Here is a 17231-nt window from a genome sequence, read left to right as displayed (position 1 = left end):
AATTATATTAAAAATAAAATTTAAAAATGCCAAAAAAGAAAAAATATATAAGTCAGAAAAATGATCACAAATTAATGGAAATCGGAAGATTGATCATGAAATTTATGAATCAAAATCAAACTAAAATCTACAATTACAAACAAATCTCAGACGGAATAGATCATAAAAATCCAAGACAGCGTGAGATGGTTATACAGGCTTTGCACAAACTTTTGTCAAGCCAAAGAATTAAAGAAACCGAAAAAGGAAAATACAGCATCAATCTTAATATCGAAGGTACTTTAACGGGAACGATAGATTTCAACCAAAGCGGAAATGCTTATGTTACCGTAGAAAATCTTAAAGATGATGTCTTTATTCATTCAAAAAATGTGAAAGACGCTTTGCAGGGTGATAAAGTTTTAATTGTTACCTATAATTTTAAAGGTAAAAAATTAGAAGGCTCTGTTTTAGAAGTTCTGGAGAGAAAAAGATCAGAATTTGTAGGTACTTTTCAATTGGTTCCACATAAAGAATTCGGATTTGTAGTTTGCGATAAAAAAACCATTAACACTGATATTTTTATTCCGAAAGGAAAAATAAACGGTGCAGAAAACGGTAATAAAGTCGTTGTAAAAATGACCGAATGGAAAGCGGGAGACAAAAATCCTGAAGGTGAAATTTTACAGGTTTTAGGAAATCCCGGAGATCATGAAACGGAGATTCACTCTATTCTTGCAGAATACGGTTTACCTTACGAATTCCCTGAAGAAGTGGAAAGAGATGCCGATAAAATAGACCGAACAATAACTGATGAAGAAGCTGCAAAACGTTGGGATATGCGTGATGTTTTAACGTTTACCATTGACCCGAAAGATGCAAAAGATTTTGATGATGCCTTATCGATGCGCAAGCTTGAAAACGGAAATTGGGAAGTCGGTGTTCACATTGCTGATGTTTCACATTATGTGGTTCCGGGAACTATTTTGGATGATGAAGCGTACGAAAGAGCGACTTCTGTTTACCTGGTAGACCGTGTTGTACCGATGCTTCCGGAAGTTTTGAGTAATGATGTTTGTTCGCTTCGTCCGAATGAAGATAAATATACTTTTTCTGCCGTTTTTGAATTGAATGACAAAGCAGAGATCCAAAAAGAATGGTTTGGAAGAACGGTCATTCACTCTGACAGAAGATTCACCTATGAAGAAGCTCAGGAAAGAATTGAGACCAAAGAAGGCGATTTGCAGGAAGAGATCAATGTTTTAGATGGTCTGGCTAAGATCATGCGTGCAGCTCGTATCAAAAACGGTGCAATTACATTTGACAGAAGTGAGGTTCGATTTAATTTAGATGAAAATAATCAGCCGATTGGAGTTTATTTTAAAATCAGTAAAGATTCTAATCACCTGATCGAGGAGTTTATGTTGCTGGCCAATAAAAAAGTTTCAGAATTTGTTTCGTTGAAAAAAGGTCAGCCAAATAATAATACATTCATCTACAGAATTCACGATGATCCGGATCCTGCAAAACTGGAAGCTTTAAGAGATTTCGTTTCTACTTTTGGATATAAAATGGATCTTGCCAATACCAAAAAAGTAGCAGAATCTTTAAATACTTTACTGAAAGATGTAAAAGGAAAAGGCGAAGAAAATATGATCGAAACCTTGGCGATGCGAAGTATGAGTAAAGCCGTTTATTCTACAGATCCTATCGGTCACTACGGCTTAGGATTTGATTATTATTCGCACTTCACCTCTCCTATTCGTCGTTATCCCGATTTGCTGGCGCACAGATTGTTGCAGCATTATTTAGACGGAGGCAAATCTCCCGACAGAAATGAGCTGGAAGAAAAGGCAAAACACTGCAGTGCAATGGAGCGTTTGGCAGCCGATGCAGAAAGAGATTCTATCAAATTTATGCAGGTAAAATTCATGGAAAAACATTTAGGAGAAACTTTCACAGGAGTTATTTCCGGAGTTGCAGAATTTGGTTTCTGGGTAGAAATTCCTGAAAACGGTGCAGAAGGTTTAATTAAGCTTCGCGATTTGATGGATGATTCTTATACTTACGACAAAGCGACACACGCAGTGTACGGATCTCGTACCGGAAACAGATATCAATTGGGTGATAATGTTCAGATTAAAGTGGTAAAAGCTAATTTGATTCAGAAACAACTCGATTTTAAAATTGTTGAATAAGAATTAAAAAAAATTATACGAAAGACTGCCCAATTGTGGCAGTCTTTTTTGGTTAAAAAAGTCTTTATGAAACAATTCAGGCTTAAAAAACTCATTTTTGCAGACAAATAGAAATATAATTTTTAAATTTGGGATAGAAACAAATTTAAATGTTTGAACTTGTATTTTCGGCCATTGGTCTGGGCTTCATGCTGAGCTTAGTTTTCATAGGTCCTATTTTTTTTCTCTTGATAGAAACCAGCTTTACAAGAGGCCCGAAACACGCATTGGCACTAGATTTAGGCGTAATTACGGCTGATCTATTATGTATCATTGCAGCTTACTATGCAAGCGCCGATATTGTACAGCTTATCGATAAGCATCCCGGATTTTACAGAATTACATCCATCCTTATTCTCGCATATGGAATTATCATGATGGTGACAAAAACCAAAATGCATCTGCCTGGAGAAGAAAAAATAATAAGCCAGAATTATTTCAAAACATTCATTAACGGTTTTTTACTGAACCTTTTGAATGTCGGAGTAATACTTTTCTGGTTAGTAACAGTAATTGGAGTCCGCAATCAATATCCCGATACAGAAACGCTCATTCTTTATCTGGCCATCGTCATTGCAACCTATCTTTTAATTGATTTGGCTAAAATTTTTCTGGCAAAACAATTTCATTATAAACTTACTCAGCGATTAGCAAACAACATTAGAAAAGGTGTGGGAGTTGTGCTGATTATTTTCAGTTTTTTCATTTTCCTTCAAAGCTTCAAAATGTTTAATCAGTTTGATAAACGACTTGAAGAAGCCGAAAAAAAGGAACTCAAATACAAAACAGATCGATGAAAATATTCCCAAAGTCAATCAAAAAAGGTGATAAAATTGCCATTATTTCTCCTGCAGGCTCAGTTGAGCCAACTCAATTGGAAAAAGGAATTGAAATGATCAAATCTAAAGGTTTTGAACCTATTTTAGGGGAACATCTTTATACAAAATTTTCAAACGGATACAATTACGCAGGCACCGAAGACCAAAGATTGAAAGACATAAATTGGGCTTTAAATGACAACGAAATTTCTGCAGTCTGGGCTTCAAGAGGCGGTTATGGCTGTCAACATTTACTTCATGGTTTAAATTTAAAAGAATTTAGCAAAAACCCGAAATGGTACATTGGCTATTCTGATAATACCGTGATACAAAGTTTTTTGATGAAAAAAGGTTTTGCTTCTATTCACGCACAAACCATTAAAACATCAAGCTTCGGAGTTACTGAAGAAAGTTATGATCTTATTTTTGATATTTTAAAAGGAAAATCACCGAAGTACAGCTTAGAATCAAGTCAGTTTAATAAGAAAGGAAATATTGAAGGAGAATTAATTGGAGGTAATTTAGCGCTAATTTATGCTCTTTTAGGAACCAAATATTCTTTTGATTTTAAAGATAAAATATTATTCATCGAAGATATTGGCGAAAATTTTTACGCACTCGACAGAATGATGATGAGCCTTGAATTAGCCGGAGTTTTTACAAAAATAAAAGGTTTGATAGTGGGTGGAATGACCAATATGGGCGATGAAAAAGACAACAAACAATACGAAGAAAGTTTTGATGAATTTGCAAACAAACTTATTTCAGACAGAATTTCAAAGTATAACTTCCCAGTTGTTTTTGATTTTCCAAATGGTCACATTAAGGATAACCGACCGCTGATTATTGGCAGCAAAGTTTCTTTAAAGATTGGAGAAAAAACGTCTTTAAATTTTAAAAAATAAATGTTCCACTCAAAATTTGTACTTGCATTTTTTCTGATTGTTGCCGGAATTTTACACTTTGTAAAACCGCATTTTTTCATGAAAATAATGCCTGATTATATTCCTTATCATATGCAAATGGTTTACATCAGCGGTGCAGTAGAAATTTTATGTGGAATCCTCCTCCTCTTTCCCGAAACACAAAAGCTGGGAGCTTATCTTTGTATTGCTCTATTGATAGCAGTTTTTCCGGCGAATATTGAGATGGCGAAAAAGTTTTATCAAATTCATCACAAATATTTTTGGTTGACTGTTTTAAGGCTTCCTTTACAGGTTGTATTAATCTGGTGGGCTTACCAATTTAGAAAATAATGGCATCACACAACGATTTTGGCAAGAAAGCAGAAGATTTAGCGGTTCAGTTTTTACAGAAAAACGGCTATAAAATTCTTGTGAGAAACTTCCGTTATCAAAAAGCTGAGATCGATATTATTGCTGAAAAAGACAACTTAATTATTGTGATCGAAGTAAAAGCGAGGTCAACTGATTTTTTCATTCTGCCTCAGGAAGCGGTTACGAAAGGTAAAATCAAGCTTATCGTTACTGCAGCCAATCATTTTATGGAAGAATTTAATAAAGATCAGGAAGTAAGATTTGATATTATTTCTGTACTTCCCGACGAAAAAGGAAACTTAATTATAGAACATATTACCGATGCTTTTGAAGCATTTGATGCAAACTAAAGTAATGTAGCAATCTAATAATTTAACAATGTAACAATCATTGGTAAACTGGGACATCGATACATTTAAAAAATGAAATTTTTTTATGAAAACAATACTCATCACCGGAGCGACTTCCGGAATAGGAAAATCTACCGCTGAACTTTTAGCAAAACAAAGAAACAGAATCATTATCTGTGGAAGACGGCCAGAAGTTCTGGAGTCTGTAAAGACAGAATTATCGGCTTTAACAGAAGTTTTTAGTTTAAAATTTGATGTTAGAAATCTTGAAGAAGTTGAAACTGCCATCGAATCGCTTCCGGAAGAATGGAAAAAGGTTGATGTATTAATTAATAACGCCGGAAATGCGCATGGTTTAGAGCCTCTTTCAGCAGGAAGTACAGACGATTGGGATTCTATGATTGATGGTAATGTAAAAGGTCTTTTATACGTTTCTAAAACGCTTATTCCGATGATGAAGGAAAGAAATTCCGGACAAATCATTAATATCAGTTCGGTTGCAGCGAGACAAACCTATGCGAATGGTGTTGTATATTGCGCTACCAAAAAAGCAGTCGATGTTATTTCTGAAGGAATGAGAATCGAGCTTACAGAATTCGGAATCAGGGTAACGAATATTCAGCCTGGTGCTGTAGAAACTGATTTCTCACTAATTAGATTTAAAGGTGATCAGGAAAGAGCAGCAACAGTTTATGTAGGTTACGAGGCTTTAAAAGCTGAAGATATTGCTGATGCAATTGCCTATTGTATCAATGCTCCGCAACACGTAACGGTTTCTGATATGACGATTTATCCAAGCGCACAGAGCGAGCCGAGGACGATTTATAGAAAAGGATAATTGAAATTGATTAATTTGAGAATTTTAAAATGAGGTTCTTCCCTATTCTATTTTTGTTTTGCTTTGTTTTTGGATTTTCTCAAAATTATTCAAAAGATGAGAAAGCTGTTTTATTACAAGTAAAAAAGCTTGATTCTTTGATGATGAAAAATGATGTTCAAATTGTTGATTTGTTTTGTTCAGACGTTTCATTCGGACATTCCAATGGCTGGATTCAAAATTTGGATGATTTTAAGAAAGATTTTACATCAAAAAAAGTCAGTTATAAAGAAATCATACAACTTGAAATTTCAGAATTAAAACAGTTTAAAAATACGGTAAGCATTCGAAGAAGTGTAAAAGTTGCAGGTCTTTACAAAAATCAGGATTTTGAAATGAAACTTGCTTTATTTGAAATCTGGCTTAAAAAGAAATCTGCCTGGAAATTGTGGAGCCGGCAAAGTGTGGAAATAAAGCCATAAATTTGCACAGAATATCAACACAATGGACGAAGAAATTCAAAAGTTTTTAATCTACGATACACCTAATGAAAAAGTTAGGGTTGATGTTTTTTTGCAAAACGAAACACTTTGGCTTACGCAAAAGGCGATTGCTACTTTATTTGGTGTAGCTAAATCGACAGTTAGTGAGCATCTCACAAACATTTTTAATACAGAAGAATTAAGTAGAGATGCAACTGTTCGGGAATTCCGAACAGTTCAAATTGAAGGAGAAAGAAATGTTGCTAGAAACCTTGAATACTACAATCTAGATGCTATTATTTCTGTCGGTTATCGTGTAAATTCATCAAAAGCAACACAATTTAGAATTTGGGCGACCCAAACTTTGAAAGAGTTTATTATCAAAGGTTTTGTAATTGATGATGAACGACTGAAGCAAGGACAAAATGTATTTGGTAAAGATTATTTTAAAGAACTTCTTCAGCGAATTCGCTCTATTCGGGCAAGTGAGAGAAGAGTTTATCAGAAAATCACAGATATTTTTGCTGAATGCAGTATTGATTATGATAGAAATTCAGATATCACAAAGAATTTTTATGCAATAATTCAGAATAAATTTCATTTTGCGATAACCGGTAAAACTGCGGCAGAAATTATTTATCAAAATGTCGACAGTAGAGAAGAGAATATGGGTTTGATGAATTGGAAACATTCTCCGGACGGAAGAATTTTAAAATCTGATGTTATTGTTGCCAAAAACTATCTATCTGAAAAAGAAATTCAACAATTGGAAAGAACTGTTACAGGTTACTTTGATTATATCGAAGGTTTAATTGAGAGAGAAAATACTTTTACAATGGAATCTTTGGCCAAAAGTGTCAATAGATTTTTAGAGTTTAACGAGTATAAAATCTTGGAAGGAAAAGGAAAAATTGCGAAAATTGCAGCTGATAAAAAAGCAGTTTCTGAATATGAAACTTTCAATAAGACTCAGAAAATAATTTCTGATTTTGATAAGGAAATTAAAAAATTAGGTAAAAAAGATAAGTTATAAAACTTATAAAATTAATTTAAAATGAAAATATTATATCTCGAAACTTCCTCAAAGAACTGTTCGGTAGCCATTTCAGATGGTGAAAAACTGCTGTGTTCTACAGAAGAAATTTCAGAAAATTATAAACAGTCAGAAAGTCTTCACACGTTTGTAGAATGGGCTTTGGAAGGCGCCAACTTGTCAATGAAAGATATTGAAGCGGTTTCTTTAGGAAAAGGTCCGGGTTCTTATACCGGTTTGAGAATCGGTGCTGCTTCAGCAAAAGGCTTTTGTTACGGACTTAAAATTCCTTTAATTGCCGTTAATTCAATGGAAAGTATGATAGAGCCTTTTGTAGGGCAAAACTATGAAATGATTATCCCTTTAGTCGATGCAAGACGAATGGAGGTTTATACCGCTGTTTACGATGGTATTTCGGGGGAAGAGCTTATTCCTACCGAAGCTAAAATTTTAGATGAAACTTCTTTTGAAGAACTGAAAGACAAAAAAGTACTTTTCGTGGGCGACGGAGCATTAAAGGCAAAAGAAATATTAAAGCTCCTAAACGCAGAATTCAATACAGACATATACCCTTCTGCTCAGCATTTGATAAAGAAAACTTTAGAAAAAATAAAGAATGAAGATTTTGAAGACATTGCTTATTTCGAGCCTTTTTATCTGAAAGATTTTCACGGAGTGAAGAAAAAAAGTAAAAGCGAAGAATAATCTTCGCTTTTTTTATTTAGTCATTGGTTTTGCTTCAACCGGAGCCTGAAGCTTTTGCATCGTGTTATTCCCTGGTTTTTTCAGAATATTGTTATTCTTTGGTGGGTTATTGTTCATCTGATTAACCGTATTATTCGGTGCAATATTACTATTTTGAGATTGAATATTACTTGGCTGTCCCGGTCCGTTAAAAGGATTATCTGGCATCTTATTTCCTTTATTATCGGTTGCCTGGAAGGCAATATCACTTTTCAGATAATTCAGCATTTCTTTAGCTTTAATTCCTTCAGGAGTTTTGGCATAATTCAACACTATTTGTTCAAGTTGTAGAATCATCACTTCTTTTCCACCAGTTTTTCCGGCATTGAAAGCATTTAAAAGATTAAGTTTTGGGACTAAAGCATCTTTAGGGTATTTGAGAACCACCTGCTCTATTTTGCCCTGACTTTCTGCAAATTTTTCAGATTCATACAATGCAAAGGCCATTTTGTATTCGTTTTCAACCTCTTCAGAAGATTTTACAAAATTATTATTTTTAGGATTTCTTGCGAATTCTGCATAGGAAGTATAAGGATAATCGGTCAGTAAAATCTGTTTTGCTCTGGCTGCAATTTGTGGATTTTTCTCATAATTCATTGCGAAAATTTCATATAAAGCCTGAAGCATCACTTTCTCTTCCGGTTTTACATCTACCAAATCATAAAGCGTTTTTGTTGCTAAAGGTGTATTGGTAAAATAATTCTGATACATTACCCCAAGTCCCAATGAAGCGGTGTCTCTATCTTTTTTCAACTGAGATAATTTTCCGGCATCTGAAGGAATTTGCTCTATATAAAATGAAGGCTCAAAACGTCTCGGATTTGGCACTGAAGTCACTCCTAAAGCTTCATTTTTCATGTCTTCCAGAGAAGTCATTTTTTTAGAATAACGCCAGTTGTCGACCAAAGCACGGTCGCCCCAAACTTGTTTAAACGTTGATGTACCTTTACTTACTGTACCTGTATTACCGAAATAAAAACCTTTTGCCGAAACCCCAAAATCTTCGAAGGAATTTGAACTGTTAGCAAAAAGAGAATTGGCATTGTAATCTCCGGTATCAAAACCTTTGCTTCTCTCTGCACGCCTCCTTTCCTGCTCTTCTTTTTCTTCTTTAATTTTTAGTTTCTCAATATATTTTGCAAAATAATCTGTCTTTTGTGCATCAGACATTTTTGCTAAAGAAAGTACACTGTCATTTCTTTTAATTAAATAGTAATTTTTTGAGATTTTTTTAATGTAACTAGACTGATCCTGCAGCAAAATTCTCGAAGGTTCATACGTCATAGAAACCAATGCAGAATCATAATAAGCTCCTGCGCCGATGTAATCATTTTTGTCAAGATAATCTTTACCGATCTCATAATAAGCCAAACCTCTCACCTGTCCGTCAGAAACTTTTTCAAGCAGTGATTTTCTGAAAAACTCCTGCGCTTCTTTTTTCTTACCGGCTTTGTTAGCCATTAGCCCTAAAGCATAATAGAATTCATTCTTTCGTGATCCGTAAGTCCCTTTTTTACTTATTTTTTCGAGATAATCTTTAGCGCCTTCATAATTTCCTTTTCCGTTGAATGTTTTTGCAATTTCGATCTGCGATTTCACTTCAAATTCAAAATCATTGGCATATTTATAGGCAGATAAAAAGCTTTCTCTTGCCAGATCCTGTTTTCCTGTTTCCTGTAAGATTTGTCCTCTCAAAAAGGCAATTCTGCTTTTTAGTTTTCTGTTTCCGTTCAGTTCAAAAGCGCGGTCTAATTCTTTTATAGATTCTTCTTTTTTACCTGCATCCAAAAGCGATTCAGCATAATAAATACTCAAAAGTTTATCATGATCTTTGCTTAATTTTTCATTTCTGAGCTTATTGAAAATTTCTTCGGATTTATGATAATTTTTAATTTGTGAATAGGCTAAAGCTTCGTAAATATGGGCTAATGGAAGTCTTTTGTCTTCTTTCATGTGAGTGAAAACATAGTTTAAGGCATCCAAAGCTTTGATCGCTTTTCCCTGATAAATTCTAGATTGAGCCAGAATTATGTAGGCATCAAAAATAGTTTTATTTTGCTCCTCTCCTTTTCTGATGACAGAATATTTATTAATTGCTTTTAAAGCCTTAGCTTCTGCAATTTCTAAAACGGATGCTCCTTTATTTCCTTCCGGATTATTAGGATCTTGAGACGTATTTCCGGGCATTCCAGGCATTCCGGGACCATTTGATGGCATTCCGGGAGCGTTTCTTGCATTTTGTTGCGGTCGGTTTACTTCTGCCATTTTCATAGAATTTTCTGCAAAAGCTGAAGATTGTCCCAAATCACTTCCCAACGGTTGCTCCTCGTACGTTAGTATAGGAATATATGGCGCATAAAAATTATCTTTATGAGCTTTGTCTCTCTCTGTAAACTCACTATTTAAGGCATCTTTTGCATTAAACAGGGTATTGTAATATGTTGAAAATCCTTTTAAAAACTTTGACCTTGCTTCCGGTTTTTTCACTTTCGTGCCACAGGAAACAACGATAATCGCTGCTAAAAGAAAGACTATATTTTTTTTCATTATTTCAATATAACTCGCTAATTTACTTTTTATTATCAGCAGTTTGGTGATTTTGTAAAAATAATAATAAAAATCTTATTTTGAAAACGGTGATAATTCTTGTAATCTTTTATAAACTAAATGAGTGGGAAGCCCCATAATGGTATAAAAACTTCCGTTTATTTTTTTGATTTTTGCCATTCCAAGCCATTCTTGTATTCCGTACGCCCCTGCTTTGTCGAATGGTCTATATTTTTTAATATAAAAATCAATTTCCTGATCTGAAATTTTATCAAATTCTACATCAGCAACATCAGTCTGTGTGATGCTTTTATCTGAAGTTTTAATGGTAATTCCGGTATACACCTGATGAGTTTTTCCTGATAATGACTGAAGCATCTTTTTTGCCTCGGTTTCATCTTTTGGCTTTCCAAGAAACTGATTTTCATTGGCAACGACCGTATCTGCAGTCAACAAAACTTCATTATTTTGAATGTTTCCGAATGCATTTGCTTTTAATTCAGATAAATAAGCTGCAGCGTCTTCTATTTTTATATGGTCTGGTAAAATTTCTTCACAATCAATTTTCACGACCTCAAAATCAAAACCTAAACTTGAAAGTAATTCTTTCCTTCTTGGAGATTGTGATGCTAAAAGTATTTTCATCAGTATTTTAAAAATAATAAACGATTAATGGTAAATGATATTTTATTTAATGAGAAAATATATTTGATTATAAGTCTTTTATCTATTTTCTCTCATCTTCTTATACGGATTGCGTATTATCATCATGCCATTTTCCCTGAACTTTCATCACCTGCTCAATGACATCACGCACTGCTCCGCTTCCGCCTTTTATTTGAGAAATATAATCTGCAATTCCTTTTATTTCGGGAACGGCATTTTCAGGACAAGTTGCGATTGCAGAATTCTGCATGATATGAAAGTCTGGAATGTCATCCCCCATCGTTAGAATTTCTTCATTTTTAAGATTATATTTAGCCTTAAAGTCTTCAAAATCTACCATTTTGTCATGAGATTTTGCATAGTAATCCTGAATGCCCAAATAACTGATTCTGTGTCTTACCATTTCATCGTTTCCGCCTGTAATAACGCCTATCAGATAGTCATTTTTTAATGCTTTTACAACAGCATATCCATCCAGAACATTCATCACACGGCTCATGTTTCCTCCTGGCATAAGATAAACGCTTCCGTCAGTAAACACGCCATCTACATCAAATACAAATGCTTTTATATCTTTTAATTTCTCTTTATAACTCATACATTTTTTTAATAGAATGATTCATTGTTTTATAAATTTCGAGACTTTCATCTTTTAATAACCGCTCATGCAATTCCAAAATTCTCTTATCGTTTCTCACGGCAGGTCCGGTTTGTGCTGATTTGGGCTCTATTTCAGAAATTTTCTGAACGGTTTCGTTAATCAGTGGCAAAAAATAATCAAAAGGAATTTCCTGTGCATCCGAAATTTCTTTAGCTCTTGCAAAAAGATGATTCACAAAATTGCAGGCAAAAACTGCAGTCAGATGAATATATTTTCTTTTTTCATGAGTACTTTCCATTACATTGTCTGAAATTTTTGAAGCTAAATCAGTTAAAATTCTTTGATCTTCTTCATTTTCTGTTTCAATAAAAAACGGAATTTTTTTATAATCTAAATTTTTAGTTTTAGAAAAAGTCTGCAAAGGGTAAAAGCTTGATTTTCTGTACTGCCCTATCAAAATTTCTTTAGGAAGCGATCCTGAAGTATGGGCAACCAAACAATCTTTTTTGGCAATAATTTTAGACACATCATCTACAGAATTATCACTTACACAAATAATGTATAAATCTGCGTCTTGCAGGTTTTCAGTTGAATAAGAAATATTTAATTCTGAAGAAATTTTCTGAAGTTCCTTTTCATTTCTACCAAAGATTTGGGCTAAAGAAATACCATTTTGAATGAAGGCTTTTGCCAAATGATAGGCAACATTCCCGGAGCCGATAATGACTGTTTGCATAAAACAAAGATAAGAGTTTTTAGTTTTGAAAAGAAAGCTGAAAAAAGTGAATATTTTAGAATAATATTTATTGCTATAAATTTTAAAAGTTAATATATTGGACTAAAAATTGAATAAGTAATTTAACTTTTAGATATTTTTGTAATCCAAAACAATGAAAGCATCTTATGAAGATTAACGACGCAGAGATTATTGCGCTGATGCAAAACCCACGAACGCTTGAAAAAGGTCTTCGGGTGTTGATGGATGCTTATCAGAGTAGATTATATTGGCATATCAGACGAATTATTGTAGATGGAGACCTTGCTCAGGACACTTTGCAGGAGACATTTATAAAAGCATATCAGAATTTTCATCAGTTCAAAAATGACAGTCAGTTATATACATGGCTGTATAGAATTGCAACGAATGAGGCATTACAGCAAATCAATAAGCTGAAGCGAATGCAGAAAACCGATGAAGATCCCGAATATTATATGCAGAATTTGGTTGCCGATAATACACACAGTGATGCTGAAGAAATCCAAATCTTTTTGCAACGAGCCATACAAAGCCTGCCCGAAAAGCAGAAACTGGTATTTATGATGCGGTATTATGATGATTTGCCTTACGAAGAAATATCAAAAATTGTTGATATGTCGGTAGGAACATTAAAAACAAATTATCATTACGCCAAACAGAAAATAGAAGAATATATCAAAGAGAATTACGAGAGATAATTTTTGAGAACCAACGACATGAAAGATTTTGATCTAGAAAAATTAGAACGCAAAAACATTTATAAAATGCCTGACAATATGTTTGAAAGCATTCAGGATAAAGTGTTGAGCCAAGTGAAATATTTTGATCTAGAAAAACTGGAACGCAAAAACATTTACAAAGTTCCTGAAAAGATGTTTGAAAACATTCAGGACAGAGTGTTGAGTGAAATAAAAGCGGATAAGAAAGCTCCGATTTTCAAATTAAATTGGGGATATGCAGCAGCAGCGTCTTTGGCTCTGATTTTCGGAGCGACATTTGTATATCAATCAAATTCAGATTCTTCAGCAAACGGAGATCCGGTGAATGGTTATGCAGATAACAGAACATCTCCTAAAAAAGAAAGCGAATTGGCCTACGAAACTCTAACTTCAGATTTAACTTCGGTAGAAAATACTAATCAAAGAACTGAAAGACAGATTGATATAAAGCCTATAGTTTCGCAGGTTGTTAATAAAAACTCAGAAAAACAAAACAAAAAAGCAGTAAAAACTGCTAATGAAGTACATATGAATGAATATTTAGAGTCGCTTCCCAATTCGGAAATAGCAGAATTGGCAAACAATTCTAGTCAGGATGTTTATTTAGACTTATATAATTAGAAGAAAGATGAAAAAAATATTATTTACACTTTTTGTTATCTCAAGTTTTGGGCTGAATGCACAAATCAAAGAGTATGATTGGAAGAAAATGAATCCCGATCAGAGAAAAGAAGTAATAAACAATCTTTCTCCAGATGAAAGAAAAGCACTTCTTACACAATTCAGAAATAATATGGTTGTTGATATGCTTGACGTTGCACCACAAGATAAAGCAGAATTTACTGCGATGTACAACGAATATTTAGACAATCAGAAAAAGATAAAAAGTCAGTTCGATTCAAATTTTGATCCCGAAAAACTTTCTGAAGACGAAGCAAAAGTAAAGCTTCAGAAAAGTTTTGATGTAGGGCAAAAATTATTCGACAACAGAAAAAAGTATGCTGAGAAGATGCAGACTGTGATTCCTTGTCAAAAAGTCTTGAAGCTTTTTCAGTCTGAGGGAATGATGAGAGATAAGATGAATGAAAGAAAACCTCACGGCGGGAAAAAAAATTCTTCAGAATCGAAGCAAACTCCATAATAGTTTATTTTTTTAATGTTGGACGACTCTTGCAATTTATTGTAAGGGTCGTTTAATTTTAAATTGGTTAATATTAATTTAGAATTGAAATCTTATTTATAATTTTGAAAAAAACTTAATGATGATCAAAACTTTTTTTCTCTTACTATTTTCAGTTGTGATTTCTGCACAGAAAATACAGTTGGTACATCTTACCCAAAATATAAAAGATAAGAGTAAATCTGCGAAATCGTTAACCATTATTGATGACCGGGAAGATCCAAAAATAGGATCAGTCTCTCATCAAAATGTACCATTTGAAATTCAGTTTAAAGATAATCAAATGGAAAACGCTGTTCAGGAATGGTTTTTATCAGATAATAAAAAATTAGGAAATACCGATTTTATACTGCTCATTGAAACTCTGAAAGCTTACGACGAACCTACTAAAAAATCTACGTTAGGAAAGCTTGATGTTAAGTTGTCCAGTTTCGTTAAGAAAGGCGATAAATATTATTTCGTGAGCAGACTTTCCGACAAATTTTCTTTTCAGCCCAAATATGATGTGCATATTCCTAAACTTACAGCCAACAAACTGAGTTTTATTTTAAGTAAAATTATTAATGAAACCTATTCTAATCCGACGATAGATGTTGCTTTAAACGAAAACGAACTGAAAAATTATGAAGAAATAATTTTAAAACAGATAAAATCATTAAATAGCGAAACTCTTTCTGACGGTGTTTACCCTGATTTTATATCTTTTTTAAAGCAGGAACCCAGCAAAGAATATGCTGTAAATAAAAATAAGAAAGGAACTGCAATAGGATTTATTAATGCTAAAAACTGGCCTGTTGTGGAAAGACTTTTCGGATATGTTGAAAACGGAACAGCATTTCGTTTAACTCCGGTTGGTTTTCTTGAAATGAAAAAAGATGAAAAGGGCTTTTTTGTAATCTCTTCCAAAAACGCATTATCAACGCAGGTAAGTGAAGGTATGATTGCCGGAAGTCTTATTGGTGGAGTTGTGGGTGGAGCAGTTGCTGGTGCAATTGATTCAAAAGAGTCACGATCTTCGAGGATGCAAAAAATCTATATAGATTCTTTAACAGGAGCGTATATTTTTGATTAAATATTGTTGTTTCAGGTTATTTGAGATTTTAAAATAACTTTTTTTCTTTCGAAAACAGTCTTATAAAATTAATTTTCTCCCTGTAAAATTAAGAATGATAAATTTCTTTCAAATTGTTATCTTTGCAAATTACATAGTTCTTAAATGAAAAACATACGAAATTTTTGCATAATCGCCCATATCGACCACGGTAAATCTACTTTGGCAGACCGTCTTTTGGAGTATACCAACACAGTGACTCAAAGAGAATTACAATCTCAGACGCTTGATGATATGGATTTGGAGAAAGAACGTGGGATTACAATAAAATCTCACGCCATCCAGATGGATTATGAGCTTAATGGCGAAAAATATATCTTAAATCTTATTGATACTCCGGGACACGTAGATTTTTCTTACGAAGTTTCGCGTTCGATTGCAGCTTGTGAAGGTGCGCTTCTTATTGTAGATGCAGCGCAAAGTATTCAGGCACAAACGATTAGTAATTTATATCTGGCTCTAGAAAATGATTTGGAAATTATTCCGATTCTAAATAAAATAGATCTTCCGTCTGCGAACCCTGAAGAAGTTACCGACGAAATTATGGGACTAATCGGCTGTAAATATGAGGATGTTCTTCGTGTTTCGGGAAAAACAGGTGAAGGTGTTCATGATTTGCTTGAACAGATTGTTGCAAGAATTCCTGCTCCGGTTGGAGACCCAAATGCGCCGCTTCAGGCATTGATCTTTGATTCAGTTTATAATCCTTTCAGAGGAATTGAAGCTTATTTCAAAGTAGTCAACGGAAGTATTTCTAAAAACGAGAAAATTAAATTTTTTGCTACAGGAAAAGAGTACGGGGCTGATGAAGTTGGAACTTTGAAACTAAAACAGCTTCCGAAGAAAACAATCGAATGTGGTGATGTAGGCTATATTATTTCCGGAATTAAAGATGCTCGTGAAGTAAAAGTTGGTGATACGATTACCTCTTTTGTGAATCCTGCCGAAGCGCCGATTGACGGTTTTGAAGAAGTAAAACCAATGGTTTTTGCCGGAATTTATCCTATCGAATCTGAAGATTTTGAAGAATTGAGATTCTCATTGGAGAAATTAAGACTAAATGATGCTTCTTTGGTTTTCGAGCCTGAAAGTTCAGCAGCGCTTGGTTTCGGTTTCCGATGCGGATTCTTGGGAATGCTTCACATGGAGATCGTTCAGGAACGTTTGGAAAGAGAATTTGATATGAACGTGATTACGACAGTTCCCAACGTTTCGTATCACGGATATTCTAAAAAAGATCCTGAAACTACAATTTTAATCAACAACCCATCTGAAATGATTGATCCCAATCTTTTAGACAGAGTAGAAGAGCCTTACATCAAAGCTTCTATCATTACAAAATCTGATTTCGTTGGAGCTGTAATGACGTTGTGTATTGAGAAAAGGGGTGAAATTGTGAACCAAAGTTATTTGACAGCCGATAGAGTAGAATTGACCTTCAATATGCCATTGGCAGAAGTTGTTTTTGACTTTTATGATCGTTTAAAATCTATTTCTAAAGGATATGCTTCATTCGATTACTCACCCATCGGAATGCGTTCTTCTAAGCTGGTAAAAATGGATATCCTGATCAACGGGGATATGGTAGATGCTTTATCTTCATTAATTCACGATTCGAATGCTTATTACATCGGTAAAAAAATGTGTGAGAAATTGCGCGAACTGATTCCGAGACAACAGTTTGATATTGCTGTTCAGGCTGCTTTGGGAGCGAAAGTTATTGCAAGAGAAACCATTAAAGCTTTAAGAAAAGACGTTACCGCAAAATGTTACGGTGGTGATATTTCAAGAAAAAGAAAACTTCTTGAAAAGCAGAAAGAAGGTAAGAAAAAGATGAAGCAAATTGGTAGAGTAGAAGTTCCGCAATCAGCATTTATGGCTGTTTTGAAACTGAATGATTAAAAAAGATAATA

The 17231-nt window shown here is 33.9% G+C and carries 18 protein-coding genes; 14 read left to right on the top strand and 4 right to left on the bottom strand.

All coding sequences use genetic code 11. The features are described 5' to 3' along the window. Positions 1 to 26: 26 nt before the first annotated feature. The 9 genes from rnr to tsaB all read left to right on the top strand — a co-directional run bounded on the left by rnr (position 27) and on the right by tsaB (position 7698). Complete coding sequence (rnr, locus tag EG358_RS01455; protein ID WP_076561383.1) at positions 27 to 2177, top strand: ribonuclease R; 2151 nt, start codon at positions 27 to 29, stop codon at positions 2175 to 2177. Between the two features lie 149 nt (positions 2178 to 2326). After that, entirely contained in the window at positions 2327 to 3013 is a 687-nt protein-coding gene (locus EG358_RS01450) for a LysE family translocator (protein WP_076561384.1), read from the top strand. Then, positions 3010 to 3939, top strand: coding sequence for a S66 peptidase family protein (locus EG358_RS01445; RefSeq protein WP_076561385.1), 930 nt, complete (start codon positions 3010 to 3012; stop codon positions 3937 to 3939). Before EG358_RS01450 ends, EG358_RS01445 begins: the two co-directional genes overlap by 4 nt. Further along, positions 3940 to 4290 carry a DoxX family protein gene (locus EG358_RS01440; RefSeq protein ID WP_076561386.1) on the top strand — a complete coding sequence of 117 codons (351 nt, stop codon included), beginning with the start codon at positions 3940 to 3942 and terminating at the stop codon, positions 4288 to 4290. Next, positions 4290 to 4661 carry a YraN family protein gene (locus EG358_RS01435; RefSeq protein WP_076561387.1) on the top strand — a complete coding sequence of 124 codons (372 nt, stop codon included), beginning with the start codon at positions 4290 to 4292 and terminating at the stop codon, positions 4659 to 4661. Before EG358_RS01440 ends, EG358_RS01435 begins: the two co-directional genes overlap by 1 nt. A gap of 85 nt (positions 4662 to 4746) precedes the next feature. Then, positions 4747 to 5499, top strand: coding sequence for an SDR family NAD(P)-dependent oxidoreductase (locus EG358_RS01430; protein ID WP_076561388.1), 753 nt, complete (start codon positions 4747 to 4749; stop codon positions 5497 to 5499). A gap of 140 nt (positions 5500 to 5639) precedes the next feature. Beyond that, positions 5640 to 5960, top strand: coding sequence for a hypothetical protein (locus EG358_RS01425; RefSeq protein ID WP_123889990.1), 321 nt, complete (start codon positions 5640 to 5642; stop codon positions 5958 to 5960). Between the two features lie 22 nt (positions 5961 to 5982). Then, complete coding sequence (locus EG358_RS01420) at positions 5983 to 6993, top strand: virulence RhuM family protein (protein ID WP_076561390.1); 1011 nt, start codon at positions 5983 to 5985, stop codon at positions 6991 to 6993. A gap of 21 nt (positions 6994 to 7014) precedes the next feature. Then, positions 7015 to 7698 carry a tRNA (adenosine(37)-N6)-threonylcarbamoyltransferase complex dimerization subunit type 1 TsaB gene (gene tsaB, locus EG358_RS01415; protein WP_076561391.1) on the top strand — a complete coding sequence of 228 codons (684 nt, stop codon included), beginning with the start codon at positions 7015 to 7017 and terminating at the stop codon, positions 7696 to 7698. A gap of 12 nt (positions 7699 to 7710) precedes the next feature. Here the strand turns inward: tsaB and porW are convergent, their stop codons facing one another. The 4 genes from porW to EG358_RS01395 form a co-directional block, all read right to left on the bottom strand. Then, positions 7711 to 10284 carry a type IX secretion system periplasmic lipoprotein PorW/SprE gene (gene porW / locus EG358_RS01410; RefSeq protein ID WP_115596392.1) on the bottom strand — a complete coding sequence of 858 codons (2574 nt, stop codon included), beginning with the start codon at positions 10282 to 10284 and terminating at the stop codon, positions 7711 to 7713. 75 nt (positions 10285 to 10359) lie between these two features. Further along, positions 10360 to 10929 carry a Maf family nucleotide pyrophosphatase gene (locus EG358_RS01405; protein WP_076561392.1) on the bottom strand — a complete coding sequence of 190 codons (570 nt, stop codon included), beginning with the start codon at positions 10927 to 10929 and terminating at the stop codon, positions 10360 to 10362. A gap of 100 nt (positions 10930 to 11029) precedes the next feature. Next, the gene (locus EG358_RS01400; protein ID WP_076561393.1) at positions 11030 to 11548 is read right to left on the bottom strand and encodes a KdsC family phosphatase; all 519 of its coding nucleotides are present in this window, start codon (positions 11546 to 11548) and stop codon (positions 11030 to 11032) included. Beyond that, positions 11538 to 12287 carry a Rossmann-like and DUF2520 domain-containing protein gene (locus EG358_RS01395; RefSeq protein ID WP_076561394.1) on the bottom strand — a complete coding sequence of 250 codons (750 nt, stop codon included), beginning with the start codon at positions 12285 to 12287 and terminating at the stop codon, positions 11538 to 11540. Before EG358_RS01395 ends, EG358_RS01400 begins: the two co-directional genes overlap by 11 nt. Before the next feature lie 167 nt (positions 12288 to 12454). Between EG358_RS01395 and EG358_RS01390 the strand changes: the two genes are divergently transcribed. From EG358_RS01390 to lepA, 5 genes are all read left to right on the top strand, one after another. After that, the gene (locus EG358_RS01390; RefSeq protein ID WP_076561395.1) at positions 12455 to 13006 is read left to right on the top strand and encodes an RNA polymerase sigma factor; all 552 of its coding nucleotides are present in this window, start codon (positions 12455 to 12457) and stop codon (positions 13004 to 13006) included. 18 nt (positions 13007 to 13024) lie between these two features. Further along, entirely contained in the window at positions 13025 to 13648 is a 624-nt protein-coding gene (locus EG358_RS01385; RefSeq protein WP_228421389.1) for a hypothetical protein, read from the top strand. Positions 13649 to 13655: 7 nt separating this feature from the next. Further along, positions 13656 to 14168 (top strand): hypothetical protein, encoded by a 513-nt coding sequence (locus tag EG358_RS01380; RefSeq protein ID WP_076561396.1) that lies wholly within the window; start codon positions 13656 to 13658, stop codon positions 14166 to 14168. A gap of 118 nt (positions 14169 to 14286) precedes the next feature. Further along, a complete protein-coding gene (locus EG358_RS01375; RefSeq protein WP_123889988.1) occupies positions 14287 to 15279 on the top strand; it encodes a hypothetical protein in 993 nt (330 codons plus the stop codon). A gap of 144 nt (positions 15280 to 15423) precedes the next feature. Beyond that, positions 15424 to 17220, top strand: a complete 1797-nt coding sequence (gene lepA, locus EG358_RS01370) for a translation elongation factor 4 (RefSeq protein WP_076561398.1) — start codon at positions 15424 to 15426, stop codon at positions 17218 to 17220. The last annotated feature ends 11 nt before the right edge of the window (positions 17221 to 17231 follow it).

This window comes from Chryseobacterium indoltheticum (assembly GCF_003815915.1).
Lineage (GTDB): Bacteria > Bacteroidota > Bacteroidia > Flavobacteriales > Weeksellaceae > Chryseobacterium > Chryseobacterium indoltheticum.
The sequence above is the reverse complement of the archived record's forward strand: the minus strand, read 5'-3'. Positions and strand labels throughout refer to the sequence as shown.

What these genes read in the sequence shown, in the direction of transcription:
- EG358_RS01430 (WP_076561388.1), top strand. Translation starts at nt 4,747, where the DNA reads ATGAAAACAATACTCATCACCGGAGCGACTTCCGGAATAGGAAAATCT.
- EG358_RS01420 (WP_076561390.1), top strand. Translation starts at nt 5,983, where the DNA reads ATGGACGAAGAAATTCAAAAGTTTTTAATCTACGATACACCTAATGAA.
- EG358_RS01400 (WP_076561393.1), bottom strand. Translation starts at nt 11,548, where the DNA reads ATGAGTTATAAAGAGAAATTAAAAGATATAAAAGCATTTGTATTTGAT.
- EG358_RS01405 (WP_076561392.1), bottom strand. Translation starts at nt 10,929, where the DNA reads ATGAAAATACTTTTAGCATCACAATCTCCAAGAAGGAAAGAATTACTT.
- EG358_RS01450 (WP_076561384.1), top strand. Translation starts at nt 2,327, where the DNA reads ATGTTTGAACTTGTATTTTCGGCCATTGGTCTGGGCTTCATGCTGAGC.
- lepA (WP_076561398.1), top strand. Translation starts at nt 15,424, where the DNA reads ATGAAAAACATACGAAATTTTTGCATAATCGCCCATATCGACCACGGT.
- EG358_RS01445 (WP_076561385.1), top strand. Translation starts at nt 3,010, where the DNA reads ATGAAAATATTCCCAAAGTCAATCAAAAAAGGTGATAAAATTGCCATT.
- EG358_RS01380 (WP_076561396.1), top strand. Translation starts at nt 13,656, where the DNA reads ATGAAAAAAATATTATTTACACTTTTTGTTATCTCAAGTTTTGGGCTG.
- rnr (WP_076561383.1), top strand. Translation starts at nt 27, where the DNA reads ATGCCAAAAAAGAAAAAATATATAAGTCAGAAAAATGATCACAAATTA.
- EG358_RS01435 (WP_076561387.1), top strand. Translation starts at nt 4,290, where the DNA reads ATGGCATCACACAACGATTTTGGCAAGAAAGCAGAAGATTTAGCGGTT.
- EG358_RS01390 (WP_076561395.1), top strand. Translation starts at nt 12,455, where the DNA reads ATGAAGATTAACGACGCAGAGATTATTGCGCTGATGCAAAACCCACGA.
- EG358_RS01395 (WP_076561394.1), bottom strand. Translation starts at nt 12,287, where the DNA reads ATGCAAACAGTCATTATCGGCTCCGGGAATGTTGCCTATCATTTGGCA.
- EG358_RS01425 (WP_123889990.1), top strand. Translation starts at nt 5,640, where the DNA reads ATGATGAAAAATGATGTTCAAATTGTTGATTTGTTTTGTTCAGACGTT.
- EG358_RS01375 (WP_123889988.1), top strand. Translation starts at nt 14,287, where the DNA reads ATGATGATCAAAACTTTTTTTCTCTTACTATTTTCAGTTGTGATTTCT.
- porW (WP_115596392.1), bottom strand. Translation starts at nt 10,284, where the DNA reads ATGAAAAAAAATATAGTCTTTCTTTTAGCAGCGATTATCGTTGTTTCC.
- EG358_RS01385 (WP_228421389.1), top strand. Translation starts at nt 13,025, where the DNA reads ATGAAAGATTTTGATCTAGAAAAATTAGAACGCAAAAACATTTATAAA.
- EG358_RS01440 (WP_076561386.1), top strand. Translation starts at nt 3,940, where the DNA reads ATGTTCCACTCAAAATTTGTACTTGCATTTTTTCTGATTGTTGCCGGA.
- tsaB (WP_076561391.1), top strand. Translation starts at nt 7,015, where the DNA reads ATGAAAATATTATATCTCGAAACTTCCTCAAAGAACTGTTCGGTAGCC.